Genomic DNA, 12,551 nt, shown 5'->3' with positions numbered 1-12,551 from the left:
ACCATACCAGAACGGTGGAGCGGCCCTGAATGCCATAACGGGCCTGAGCCTGTTTGTAGGTGAGCTCGCCTTTTTCAATCTGCTCGACCAGCGCCAGTTTAAAAGTCAGCGAGTAATCGCGCTGTGTCCGTTTCACACCTTGTCCCATCGGGGTCTCCATTTATTGAGGGGAAAGGTGTAAACCATATTCAGGACGGGACACGGGCACAAAAAAAAGCCCCTGAAACAGGGGCTCTTTTTAAAAATAATTGGGGATCTGTGGGTCGGGAACCGGAAACAACGGGGCCGCTCTGGTGCGCTCCACCCGTCTGCAAGGCTGTTTTCTTGTTCAAAAACTGCATCGTCATGTCCCGACCTTTTTCAAAACCGGACAGATTATAGAGTCGCTTTTCGAATTGTCAAAAATTTATTTAAAAGGCAAGATTTGCCCGTAAAAACGTTTACCTGTCGCGAATGGGCCGACAAACCCACAGCTGGTGCCGATCCGACAGCGCCAAGCCATCTTCGGCCATGCTGCGCAGATAACCTAGCCTGTGGTGCCCTTCCAGCAGGCAATAGGGTTGTGGCAGTGGCCGCCCGTCCGGGTAGCAGTCGTCCGCGGCGGGGGCGAGCACTATGATGGGCTCGGACCAGGTGCCCCGGCTCAGCATGTCCTCGCCGAGCCAGGAGCGGCGCACGTAGCGATTGTGGCGCAACATCTCGCCCCAGCGCTCGATCACCTCCATGTGGCGGGAGTCTATCTCGGTCAGGATGCGTGCCGTAGGCCACTCCTCGCGCTCGAATTGATGGCGGGCGAGGTCGATAAAGCTCCAGTTGGACTCAAAACCGCGCCAATGGCGGTAAATCCACTGGGTCAGTACGTTCTGGGGAATGAAAGGCACCAGCGGGGCGACCCGGTCGAGATAATCGGGCAGAGACTCGGTTTTGCGCTCATCCCTGAAGTTGAGTGGCGCAAGTTGTTGAAGTAGGCGGTAATTGAGCATGAGCATCCTCCTCTTGCCAACATCCACCCTACCCCCATTCGGGCGCCTTTCCTACCCGGGCAAGGCTGTAAATACAGCGAGTTACCCGGCCAGGATGGGCAAATTGGCGCGAGTTGCTCGCCATTTGTTCGATCGCATCGAAACTGAGAAAAAAGCCTTTACCTTTGATCCCGGCTTTGTATAATTCGCCTCGTTTGTTGCAGGGGCGTAGTTCCAATTGGTAGAACAGCGGTCTCCAAAACCGATGGTTGCGGGTTCGAGTCCTGCCGCCCCTGCCATTTTCAGAAAGGCCAGCTCATTGAGCTGGCCTTTCGCATTTCCGCTCCCCGGTTTTTTCTCCCCGAATCTCCCCCCGGTGGTGGCCCTTAGCCAGCCCTCGCTCGTTATACCTTGTCCATCAAGGCGTTGTCGTGCTCCCTCTGCGCTAGTCGCTGCCTGGCCGTTTCACACTGTCGTTTCTGGCAATCGAGCCAGCCGCCGCCTTGTGCTAGATCACATGGGCTGTGCCGCTGCATGGCGCGCATGACACTGGAGCGCCGACCGAGAGGGGGCGCGAAGCGAGAGTGAGGAGATGAGTCATGAACAAGGCCGTTGAAACCCGTTTGAACAAGTCCCGTCCCGGTGGCTGGGTGCCGCAGGACCAAGCCCATATCCGGCGCTGGATCGCGCGGCTGCAGAAATACGTCGCCCAACAGCCGCGGCCACTGGTGCAGCCCATCGCCCAGCTCCGGGATCTGGTCAACGCCGATCCGGCCCTGCACGCCCAGGCCGACGCCATGTTCGAGGAGGCCTGGCGTCACGAGCACCTGACGCCGCTCGGTCAGATCGAGGTGAAGAGCTTCGACGAGTTCCTGATGCTGCTCAACGGCATCATGACCACGGCCCCCGAGGCCTATCAGGATATCCCCACCCACGCCCCTTCCGGCCTGATCGGCTTCCCCATCAATGCCCTGCTCGACTGGCCCATGGCGACCCGCTCCGGCTACCTGTTCTTTGCCAACGCCTTGATCAACCAGCAATTCAAGAAGATCCTCGGCCATTGGGCGCTGTTCCTGCAAAGCCCGGCCTCCCGCTATGTGCTGACCGAGCCGGTCAGCCGGCTGGATGCAGAGACCCTGATCGTGCCCTGGCTCGGCAAGCTGGCCCAGGCCGAGATGGTGCAGGTGGCCCGCGCGGCGCTGGGGGAGGGGAGCAATCCGACGCCGACCAGTTTCGAGACCATCTTCCAGTGCGATCCGGCGGATCCCCACTATGGATTTGGCTGCTGGGATGCCTTCTTCACCCGCACTTTCCGCCCCGGCGTGCGGCCGGTGTCGGCGCAGGGGAACGACGGCGTCATCGTCAACGCCTGCGAGTCGGCGCCACTGCAGGTCAAGACAGGGGTGAGCCGCAGCGATCGCTTCTGGCTCAAGGGTCAGCCTTATTCCCTCGACAACATGCTCGACTTTGACGAGACCGCCTCCCAGTTTGAGGGGGGCACCGTCTACCAGGCCTTCCTCAGCGCCCTGAGCTACCACCGCTGGCACAGCCCGGTGAGCGGTACCATCCGCAAGGTCAGGGTGGTCAACGGCACCTACTACCTGGAGAACCAGTTCGAGGGCTTCCTCGACGCCGACGGCGCCGATCCCAGCGCCCCCAACAACTCCCAACCCTTCCTCACCTCGGTGGCGACCCGGGCGCTGATCTTCATCGAGGCGGACAACCCCAAGATAGGCCTGATGTGCGTGGTGCCGGTGGGCATGGCGGAGGTGTCGAGCTGCGACATCACGGTGAAGGCGGGGGACAGGGTTAAGAAGGGGGATCAGCTCGGCATGTTCCACTTCGGCGGCTCCACCCACTGCCTGCTGTTCCGCAAGGGGGTGGAGCTGGCGTTCGACTTCTATGGCCAGACCCCGAGCCTGGAGGCCACCAACTTGCGGGTCAACACCGCTCTGGCCAGGGTGAAGTAGAGACCCGCCAGACATAGACAGAGGCCGCCCAAGGGCGGCCTCTTCGTTTCACCGCGCGTTCTGTTGTTGGGCCAGCAGGTCCAGATAGGCGCCTTCGATCAGCTGGGATGGCGCCACCCCGAGGCGCGCCATGATGTCATGGGCCTCCTGTATCCCCGCCTCGAGCGGTTCCTCATCCTCCAGCACCACCTCCAGCTCGAGGAAGTAGCCCAGCCCCTGCACCCGATCGAGGTGAACCCGGGTTCTGCCGACCAGAAACAGGGTGCGGGTCTTCTGCACCCGGCCTATCTGGCCACAGGCCAGGCTGAGGGTCTCCCGCAGGCTGTCCGGCTCGCTCGTCGGGGTGACCTGATAGAAGCTCTCCTTGGGACCCTGCCGATCGGCACGGCGGTAGAAGATGAGCTGGCCGGCGGAGGGGGACAGGGTGCGCAGCTTGAGGCGGCCTGACTCGCAGCGAAAGAAGGTGTCATCCTGGGCTATCTCGACGGGACCCTGATCGGCGATGGCGGCCACCCTGGGGATCAGGGCATCGACCCGCGCTATCCTGGCCTTGATCTCGATATTTCGGGGCATGGGAGTCTCCTTGATGACGATGACGATGACGGTCCCCAAGCTATCACGGATGCGGCCTGTGGAGGTGGCTTGCGATGGTGGTGGCAGTCGAGGTTTCCGTCGTTTTCGTGACTGGCAGCACGTCCTGTTGTCAGGGAGCATGAAATTAATCGGATTCACTAAAGTCAGGGGGCTATGGCGCCGATAGCCTTGGTCAGTATGGGGACTCTAACTAGCCTCATGTCACCACAAGGATCTGTAGTCATGACACTCTCGTTGCGCGGCAAGCTGCTGGCGACCAGCCTGGGGGTAGTGCTGCTGATGGCGGCCCTGCTCGGCATAGTCGCCTTCCACACCCTCAAATCACGGACCCTGAGCGCCATCCAGAGCGAGGCGCTCAACTATGGTCACGCCAACTCGGTGGCCATCGGCAACTGGATGGCGGATCGCAAACACGCGGTCGATGCCCTGGCCGCCGTCATCGCCGACAATCCCGAGGCGACCCTGGTGCCACACCTGTTGCAGACCCGCACCTCGGGCGGCTTCGGCCTCACCTATTTTGGCTCAACCGAGGGGGTGATGACCCGTCACGATCCCTCCCTCAACACCGCCAACTACGATCCGCGCCAGCGTCCCTGGTATCAGAATGCCGTCAAGGCGGGCAAGCTGATCGTCACCGCCCCCTACGTCAGCGTGACCATGCAGCAACTGGTGGTGACCCTGGCGGAGCCGGTGATGCACCAGGGCCAGGTGATCGGCACCGCCGGTGCGGATCTCTCCCTGGACGCCCTCATCGACGAGGTGCTGGCCATGAAGGTGCAGGGGGAGGGCTACGCCATGCTGCTGGACAGCTCCGGCCTCATCGTCGGCCACCCGCAGAAGGCGCTGGCCCTCAAGCAGGTTGCCGAGCTGGATCCCGGCCTCTCGGGTGCGAGCCTGGACGGCTGGAGTCGGGATGGGGAACTGCATGCCGCCACCATAGAGGGACGTGAGGTGCTGCTGTCGGTGCAGCAGGTGCCCGATACCGACTGGTTGCTGGCCATGGTGATGTACAAGGACGTGCTGGAGGCGCCCTTCGCCAGCCTGCTGTGGCAGCTGGTGGGGCTGACCCTGGTGCTGCTGTTGCTGTTCAGCGCCCTGCTCATCGCCACCTTCAACTACCTGTTCGCCGATCTTGGCCGGGTGTCGAAGGCGCTGGCCAATATCGCCCACGGGGAGGGGGATCTCACGGTGCAGATCGCCACCCGCAGCCGGGACGAGGTGGGCCAGCTGGCCCAGAGTTTCAATCAGTTCGTGGCCAGGCTGCACGGCATCGTCAGCCGCCTGCGGGACGTCACCGCCGAGCTGGCGGCCCAGTCCCGGGTCCAGGCGCAGGGTGCTGAGGCCCGCAGCCAGAGAGTGCGCCAGCAGCAGGACGAGATCGTCATGGTGGCGACCGCGGTGACCGAGATGGCCTCTGCCACCCAGGAGATCGCCGGCAACGCCGAGTTTGCCGCCACCACCTCGGGGGAGGCGGTCAGGCTGGCTGTCGCCGGTCAGTCCCAGGTCGGCCAGAGTCAGCGCAGCATCACGGGTCTCGCCGATGAGGTGGCCGATGCCAGCCAGACCATCCACGAGCTGGACACCCATGCCCAGAAGATCAGCGGCATCCTGGCCACCATCAGCGGCATCGCCGAGCAGACCAACCTGTTGGCGCTCAACGCCGCCATCGAGGCGGGCCGGGCCGGGGAGCAGGGGCGCGGCTTCGCGGTGGTGGCGGACGAGGTGCGGGTGCTGTCGCGCCGCACCCACGACTCTACCGCCGAGATCCAGCAGATGATCGAGACCCTGCAGCAGACCACCAGACGCGCCGTCAACGGCATGGAGAGCAGCCGCCAGCTGGCGGGCACCAGCGTGGAGGATGCCCAGGCGGCGAACCTGAGCCTCGGCCAGATCAACGAGGCCATCGGTGCCATCAGCGACATGGCGACCCAGATAGCGGCGGCGGCGGAGGAGCAGACCTCGGTCACCGGCGAGATCAGCCGCAACACCGAGAACATCCGCCACGTCTCCCAGACGCTGGCGGAGCAGGCGCGGGAGGAGGCGAGTCAGGCCGTGGCGCTCAAGGCGCTGACCGAGCGACTGGAGCAGGAGATCGGGCGCTTCCGGCTCTAGCCCGAGGGGATCAGGCGTGAAAAAGGCGGCTCAGGCCGCCTTTATTTATCCCATGAATGCATAGGGCAAGCCCATGCGCCGTATGAATAATGCCCCGCCACTGGCCCCTGCGGGAGGTGAAAGGGCCTCAGAGCGGCTTGATATAGCTGTAGAACTCGAGATCCCGGCGATAGCCGTGGCGCTCGTAGAGGGCCTGGGCCCGCTGATTGTCGGTGGCGGTGCTCAGCATCAGGAAGGCGGCGCCCGTGTCGTATCCGAGCCGATCGGCCCGTTCGAGCAAGGCCTGGGCGACCCCTTGCTGGCGCGCACTCGGTGCCACAAACAGGTCATGCAGCAGCCAGCTGCGCCTGAGGGCGAGGGAGCAGAACAGGGGGTAGAGGTGGGCAAATCCCAGCACCTCTCCCGTCTCGCTCTGGGCCACGAAGAGCACGGACTCCCCGCCGGTGCAGCGCTCTTGCAGGAAGGCCTCGGCCGCCTCGGGCTCGGCAGGCAGGTGATAAAACTGCCGATATTGCACGAACAGGGGGGCGACCCGGGGAATGTCCGGCGGGGTGGCCTGGAAGATCTTCAAGGTGTGTTCCCGGCCGGAGCCTGGCTGACCCAGATAAGCTGGTCGGTGGCAAAGCCCAGCCCCCGGGCCTTGGCGATCAGCGCATCCACCTTGGCCTTGGGCGGCTGGGGGGAGCGGGAGAGGATCCACAGATAGTCGTGGTTGTAGCTGGTCACCAGGGAGAGCTGGTAGTCGGGGTCCAGATCGATGACGTTGTAGCCGCCGTAGAAGGGGCCAAAGAAGCTCACCTTGAGCCGCGCCTCGTCCGGCTTGCCCACGAAGTAGGCCTTGCCTTCGGCCTCGCGCCAGCGGCCATCGCGTTGAAGGCCGTGGTTGAGCACCTTGACGCCGCCGTCGTCACGCAGGCTGTAGGTGGCGCTCACCCGCTCCAGCCCCCGCTCGAAGCTGTGGTCGAGACGCGCTACCTCGTACCAGGTGCCGAGGTAGCGGTCGAGCTGGAAGCCGGTGACGGGGCGGATGCCGTCGGCGAGGCCGGTGCAGGCCGTCAGCAGCAGGGCTGTGAGCAGGCAAAGCAGTGAACGCATGGGTGAATCCTCTCTTTTAGCCTTCCATGATGCTGAGCTGACCATCCCGGAAGCGGGAGGCCTGATCGGTGGGGGTGCTGCCGAAGAAGCGCTTGTACTCCCGGCTGAACTGGGAGCCGCTCTCGTAGCCGACCCGCGCCGCCGCCGTGCCGGCCTTGATGCCATCGTGCAGCATCATCATACGTGCCTTGTGCAGCCGAAACGACTTGATGTACTGCAGCGGCGAGGTGGCGGTGACCGCCTTGAAGTGGTGATGGAAGGCGGAGACGCTCATGTTCACCTCCCGCGCCAGCTCTTCCATGGTCAGGGTATCGGCGTAGCGCTGCTCGATGAGGCGCAGCACCCGGGCAATCTGCCCCATGTGGTTGTGGCGGTTGGCCAGCGCCTGCAGCGCGGGGCCACCCCCCTCGTGCAGGGCATAGAACAGCATCTCCCGCACCGTCTGCGGCCCCAGTACCCGGGCGTGCTGGGGCTTGTCCATCAGATCGATGAGCCGCTCGGCGGCGCAGAACATCTCCTCCGAGAGGGGCACGGAGTGTACCCCGCTCTTCTGGGGCGGCGGGGCAGGCAGGCTGTCCCCCAGCTCCAGCAGCAGCTCCTGCAGGGTGGCGACGTTGATCTCGAGGGTGAAGCCGATGAGGGGCTGCTCGGGGGAGGCGAAGCACTCGCACTCGCACGGCAGCGGCAGCGTCATCAGCAGGTAGTGGCTGGGATCGTAGCGAAACACCCGATCCGCCAGGTAGCCCACCTTGTGGCCCTGCAATATCACTATCATCCGCGGCTGATAGAGTACCGGCAGGCGGCCGTGGGGCTCTGTGGTGTAGATGAGGCTCACCTGCTCTACCGGGGAGGGGGTGATGCCGGGCTCGCGCACGTGGCGGGTCAGTCTGGCGGCGAGATCGGCGTAGCGGTTTGACATGTGCGCTCCGGGTGAAATTCAATAATTTGTAGAAATAGGCAAGCAATCTGCAGAATATTGCCTTGATGGTAGAGGTTGTCTGTAGAAAAATGCAATCAACATTTTGCGGCCAGGCCGCCGGACTATCAGAAGAAGGCAATGTCGATGAACAACTTTACTCTCCATACCCCGACCAAGGTGCTGTTTGGCAAGGGCCAGGTGGCCCAGCTGCGTGAACAGCTTCCCAGCGACGCCCGCATCCTGATCACCTATGGTGGTGGCAGCGTGGTGCGCAGCGGCTTGCTGGCCCAGATCCGCAGCGAGCTGGCGGGCATGAGCCTGTTCGAATTCGGCGGCATCGAGCCGAACCCCACCTACGAGACCCTGATGGGGGCGGTCGAGCTGGCCCGCGCCGAGAAGGTCGACTTCCTGCTCGCCGTCGGCGGTGGCTCCGTGCTGGATGGCACCAAGTTCATTGCCGCCGCCGCCCACTACGATCTGGCCAAAGACCCCTGGCACATCCTCGAAACCGTCGGTGGCGAGGTGGCCTCCGCCATTCCGCTGGGCGCCGTGCTGACCCTGCCGGCCACCGGCTCCGAGATGAACATGGGCGCCGTCATCACCCGCAAGAGCAGCGGCGACAAGCAGCACTTCTTCTCCCCCTTCGTGATGCCGCGCTTCGCCGTGCTGGATCCCGTGCTCACTTATACCCTGCCGGCTCGTCAGGTGGCGAACGGGGTGGTGGATGCCTTCATCCACACCCTGGAGCAGTATCTCACCTACCCGGTCAATGCCAAGGTGCAGGATCGCTTCGCCGAAGGACTGCTGCTGACCCTGGCCGAGGAGGGCCCCAAGGCGCTGGTGGAGCCGGAGAACTACGACGTGCGCGCCAACATCATGTGGAGCGCCACCCTGGCCCTGAACGGCCTGATCGGTGCCGGTGTGCCGCAAGACTGGGCAACCCACATGCTGGGCCACGAGCTCACCGCCCTGCACGGTCTCGACCATGCCCAGACCCTGGCGGTGGTGTTGCCGGCCCTGCTGCAAGCCAAGCGTGAGCAGAAGCGCGCCAAGCTGCTGCAATACGCCGAGCGGGTGTGGGACCTGCGCAGCGGCACTGAAGAAGAACGCATCGACGGCGCCATCAAAGCCACCCGCGACTTCTTCGAGCGGATGGGCGTCAAGACCCGACTGCGGGACTATGGCCTGGCCGATGCCAAGATAGATACCCTGGTGGCCAAGCTGGCGGAGCACGGCATGACCAGCCTGGGCGAGCACGGTGACATCGATCTGGTGCAGAGCCGGCATATTTATGAGGCGGCCTGGTAAGGCGCCAGACGCGACACCCGGTGCCAGCCGGGTGTGAATGAAGGGGGCCTGACCTGCCGCTTGGCAGGGACCTGGCCCCCTGTCCGTTACAAAACAGTTACTTTTCCCCCTTTCATCTCATCCGATGTGCCAACGGCAGATTTCGTAAGAACAAAAAACGCTAAGATAGAGGGCCGGCAAAACATTTTTTTTGACTGGTTGGATCACTTTTTTCAGCGTATTTTGCTGGTATAAGTCGTTAATTTAGTTTGTTTTTTTAAACCATGGGCCAAGATGGGCTGAATTCTGTACTCGTGGTGCGGGGGGCGTGGTTGTAATAAAACTCCAAAATTTGATACTAATCACCTTCGCGCCTGAAAAGCGGGGGCCTGGCCATGACAGGAGGTTGAGGTAAAGCCTGCTGATTTTCATAACAAAGGGCCCGTGACCTGCACTTTGGTCATGCCTTGTCGGCTCAGACATGAGAGACTGGGTAATGATTGTTTATTAACCATCAGGGAATAGTCATGCAGATTGGAATACCGAGAGAGAGTCTCGCCGGTGAGACCCGGGTCGCAGCGACCCCGGCCACCGTCGAGCAGCTGAGAAAGCTCGGCTTCGAGGTCGCCATCGAGGCCGGTGCCGGCTTGTTGGCCAGCTTTGATGATGCCGCCTTCGAGGCCGCCGGTGCCAACGTGGTGCCGAGCGTCTGGCAAGCCGACCTTATCTTCAAGGTCAACGCGCCGACCGATGCCGAGATCGCACAAATTAAGGATGGTGCTACTCTGGTGAGCTTCATCTGGCCCGCCCAGAATCCCGAGCTGGTCAAGAAACTGTCCGAGCGCAACATCAATGTGATGGCGATGGACATGGTGCCGCGGATCTCCCGTGCCCAGTCTCTCGACGCCCTCTCCTCCATGGCGAACATCGGTGGCTATCGCGCCGTGGTCGAAGCTGCCCACCAGTTCGGTCGCTTCTTCACCGGTCAGATCACCGCCGCCGGCAAGGTTCCCCCTGCCAAGGTATTGGTGATCGGTGCCGGCGTCGCCGGCCTGGCCGCCATAGGTACCGCTGGCTCCTTGGGTGCCATAGTGCGTGCCTTCGACACCCGTCTGGAAGTGGCCGAGCAGATCGAATCCATGGGGGGTGAATTCCTCAAGCTGGACTTCGGCAGCGAAGATGGCGCCTCCAGCGATGGTTATGCCAAGGTCATGTCCGATGAGTTCATCGCGGCCGAGATGGCGCTGTTTGCCCAGCAAGCCAAGGAAGTGGACATCATCATCACCACAGCCCTGATCCCGGGTCGTCCCGCTCCCAAGCTGATCACCAAAGAGATGGTGGACAGCATGAAGCCGGGTTCGGTCATCGTGGACTTGGCGGCGGCCACCGGCGGCAACTGCGAATACACAGTGCCGACCGAGCTGTTCGTGACGCCCAATGGCGTCAAGGTGATAGGTTACACCGACCTGCCGGGTCGCCTGCCTGCCCAATCCTCCCAGCTCTACGGTACCAACCTGGTCAACCTGATGAAGCTGATGTGCAAGGAGAAGGACGGCCAGGTCGCCATCGACTTCGAGGACGTGGTCCAGCGCAACATGACGGTGATCCAGGCCGGTGACGTGACCTTCCCGCCACCCCCCATCGCCGTCTCCGCCGCACCGCAGAAGCCGGCTGCCAAGCCTGCCGCCGTGAAGAAGGAGGAGGCCAAACCCTCCAACAAGAAGTTCGTGTTCGGTGCCCTCGGCATCGCCGCCTTCGGTTGGGTGGCTGCGGTGGCACCTGCCGAGTTCCTGTCCCACTTCACGGTCTTCATTCTGTCTTGTGTGGTCGGTTACTACGTGGTGTGGAACGTCTCTCACTCCCTGCACACGCCGCTGATGTCGGTCACCAATGCCATCTCCGGCATCATCGTGGTCGGTGCGCTGCTGCAGATAGGGCAAGGGTCGACCCTGGTCACCGTGTTGGCCTTTATCGCCGTGCTGATTGCCAGTATCAACATCTTCGGTGGCTTCACCGTCACTCAGCGCATGCTGAAGATGTTCCGTAAGGATTAAGGGGGTTTAACGTGTCTCAAGGACTGGTAACAGCATCCTATATCGTTGCCGCCGTGCTCTTCATCCTCAGTCTCGCGGGACTGTCGAAGCAAGAAACGGCCAAACATGGCAACCTGTTCGGTATCGCGGGGATGGCCATCGCCCTGCTCGCGACCGTGTTCAATCCGGAAACCAGTGGTGTGCACTGGATCATCCTGGCCATGGTCATCGGCGGCGCCATCGGCGTGCGGTTGGCACTCAAGGTCGAGATGACAGAGATGCCCGAGCTGGTGGCCGTGCTGCACAGCTTCGTGGGTATGGCGGCGGTGCTGGTGGGCTTCAACAGCTTCATCGATCTGCACCCCTCCGCTCCGGCTGAAGTCGTGGTCTCCGTCGGTTCCAACCTGGATGCGACCCTGGCTGCGGCCCGGGCGGCGTTCGAGCAGGCGGCCAGCGTGGTCCAGGTCGAGCACCTGACCGGCGCCATGCTGAACATCCACCTGGTGGAAGTGTTCCTCGGCGTCTTTATCGGTGCCGTGACCTTCACCGGCTCCATCGTCGCGTTCGGCAAGCTGCGTGGCTTGATTTCTTCCAAGCCGCTGATGCTGCCCCATCGCCACAAGCTGAACCTGCTGGCCGTGGTGGTCTCCCTCGCGCTGATGATCCACTTCGTCAACGCCGGTGGCTCCACCTTCGCACTGCTGCTGATGACTCTGATCGCCTTCGCGTTCGGCTGGCATCTGGTCGCCTCCATCGGTGGCGCAGACATGCCGGTGGTGGTCTCCATGCTGAACTCCTACTCCGGTTGGGCGGCGGCAGCGGCGGGCTTCATGCTCTCCAACGACCTGCTGATCGTGGTTGGTGCCCTGGTGGGTTCCTCCGGTGCGATTCTGTCTTACATCATGTGCAAGGCGATGAACCGCTCCTTTATCTCCGTTATCGCCGGTGGCTTCGGCTCCGACGGTGTGGCCTCCACGGCTGACCAGGAGATGGGCGAATACCGCGAGACCAACGCCGAAGACGTGGCTGACATGCTGAAAAATGCCAGCTCCGTCATCATCACCCCGGGCTACGGCATGGCGGTGGCGCAGGCGCAGTATCCGGTGGCCGAGATCACCCACAAGCTGCGCGAGCGCGGCGTCAAGGTGCGCTTCGGCATCCACCCGGTGGCCGGCCGTCTGCCGGGTCACATGAACGTGCTGCTGGCGGAAGCCAAGGTCCCCTACGATATCGTGCTGGAAATGGACGAGATCAACGAGGACTTCAACGACACCGACGTGGTGCTGGTGATCGGTGCCAACGACACCGTCAACCCGGCCGCCATGGAAGATCCGGGCAGCCCCATCGCCGGCATGCCGGTGCTGGAAGTGTGGAAGGCGCAGAACGTCATCGGCTTCAAGCGCTCCATGAACACTGGCTACGCCGGTGTACAGAACCCGCTGTTCTTCAAGGAGAACACCCAGATGCTGTTTGGCGATGCCAAGGCCAGCGTCGAGGCGATCCTCAAGGCGCTGTAAGCACAGAGGATCTGACAAGAGGAGGCTTCGGCCTCCTTTTTTATGGCTATGTCCCAATTACG

The 12,551-nt window shown here is 62.7% G+C and carries 10 protein-coding genes, 1 tRNA gene and 1 pseudogene; 6 read left to right on the top strand and 6 right to left on the bottom strand.

The window, feature by feature from the left end; translation table 11 throughout:
• Both LG30_RS22230 and LG30_RS0118375 read right to left on the bottom strand, forming a co-directional pair.
• Positions 1-148 (bottom strand): annotated as a pseudogene (locus tag LG30_RS22230) (IS3 family transposase); the annotation flags it as partial.
• Between the two features lie 292 nt (positions 149-440).
• The gene (locus LG30_RS0118375; protein WP_033132144.1) at positions 441-983 is read right to left on the bottom strand and encodes a hypothetical protein; all 543 of its coding nucleotides are present in this window, start codon (positions 981-983) and stop codon (positions 441-443) included.
• A gap of 201 nt (positions 984-1,184) precedes the next feature.
• Between LG30_RS0118375 and LG30_RS0118370 the strand changes: the two genes are divergently transcribed.
• Together LG30_RS0118370 and LG30_RS0118365 are read left to right on the top strand one after the other, a co-directional pair.
• Positions 1,185-1,261, top strand: a tRNA-Trp gene (locus LG30_RS0118370).
• A gap of 300 nt (positions 1,262-1,561) precedes the next feature.
• The gene (locus tag LG30_RS0118365; RefSeq protein ID WP_033132143.1) at positions 1,562-2,932 is read left to right on the top strand and encodes a phosphatidylserine decarboxylase family protein; all 1,371 of its coding nucleotides are present in this window, start codon (positions 1,562-1,564) and stop codon (positions 2,930-2,932) included.
• Positions 2,933-2,980: 48 nt separating this feature from the next.
• Here the strand turns inward: LG30_RS0118365 and LG30_RS0118360 are convergent, their stop codons facing one another.
• Positions 2,981-3,505: a class IV adenylate cyclase gene (locus LG30_RS0118360; protein WP_033132142.1), complete on the bottom strand. Its 525-nt coding sequence runs from the start codon at positions 3,503-3,505 to the stop codon at positions 2,981-2,983.
• Between the two features lie 243 nt (positions 3,506-3,748).
• Here LG30_RS0118360 and LG30_RS0118355 point away from each other — a divergent pair, with 243 nt between their 5' ends.
• Positions 3,749-5,638: a methyl-accepting chemotaxis protein gene (locus tag LG30_RS0118355; RefSeq protein ID WP_033132141.1), complete on the top strand. Its 1,890-nt coding sequence runs from the start codon at positions 3,749-3,751 to the stop codon at positions 5,636-5,638.
• Between the two features lie 127 nt (positions 5,639-5,765).
• Here the strand turns inward: LG30_RS0118355 and LG30_RS0118350 are convergent, their stop codons facing one another.
• Genes LG30_RS0118350 through LG30_RS0118340 form a run of 3 tightly spaced genes read right to left on the bottom strand, consistent with a single transcriptional unit; the run spans position 5,766 to position 7,652 of the window.
• Positions 5,766-6,209 carry a GNAT family N-acetyltransferase gene (locus LG30_RS0118350; RefSeq protein ID WP_033132140.1) on the bottom strand — a complete coding sequence of 148 codons (444 nt, stop codon included), beginning with the start codon at positions 6,207-6,209 and terminating at the stop codon, positions 5,766-5,768.
• The gene (locus LG30_RS0118345; RefSeq protein WP_033132139.1) at positions 6,206-6,733 is read right to left on the bottom strand and encodes a lipocalin family protein; all 528 of its coding nucleotides are present in this window, start codon (positions 6,731-6,733) and stop codon (positions 6,206-6,208) included. The genes LG30_RS0118350 and LG30_RS0118345 overlap by 4 nt, the downstream gene beginning before the upstream one ends.
• 16 nt (positions 6,734-6,749) lie before the next feature.
• Positions 6,750-7,652 (bottom strand): AraC family transcriptional regulator, encoded by a 903-nt coding sequence (locus LG30_RS0118340; RefSeq protein ID WP_033132138.1) that lies wholly within the window; start codon positions 7,650-7,652, stop codon positions 6,750-6,752.
• A gap of 144 nt (positions 7,653-7,796) precedes the next feature.
• Here LG30_RS0118340 and yqhD point away from each other — a divergent pair, with 144 nt between their 5' ends.
• From yqhD to pntB, 3 genes are all read left to right on the top strand, one after another.
• Positions 7,797-8,960 carry an alcohol dehydrogenase gene (gene yqhD, locus LG30_RS0118335; protein ID WP_033132137.1) on the top strand — a complete coding sequence of 388 codons (1,164 nt, stop codon included), beginning with the start codon at positions 7,797-7,799 and terminating at the stop codon, positions 8,958-8,960.
• A 506-nt stretch (positions 8,961-9,466) separates the two neighbouring features.
• Positions 9,467-10,993, top strand: a complete 1,527-nt coding sequence (locus LG30_RS0118330; protein WP_033132136.1) for a Re/Si-specific NAD(P)(+) transhydrogenase subunit alpha — start codon at positions 9,467-9,469, stop codon at positions 10,991-10,993.
• A gap of 11 nt (positions 10,994-11,004) precedes the next feature.
• On the top strand, positions 11,005-12,489 hold the full coding sequence (pntB, locus tag LG30_RS0118325) for a Re/Si-specific NAD(P)(+) transhydrogenase subunit beta (RefSeq protein ID WP_033132135.1): 1,485 nt from the start codon (positions 11,005-11,007) through the stop codon (positions 12,487-12,489).
• Positions 12,490-12,551 lie beyond the last annotated feature (62 nt).

This window comes from Aeromonas aquatica (genome assembly GCF_000764655.1).
GTDB classification, from domain to species: Bacteria; Pseudomonadota; Gammaproteobacteria; order Enterobacterales; family Aeromonadaceae; genus Aeromonas; species Aeromonas aquatica.
Note: the sequence above shows the minus strand (reverse complement) of the source record. Positions and strands in the feature narration are given on the sequence as shown.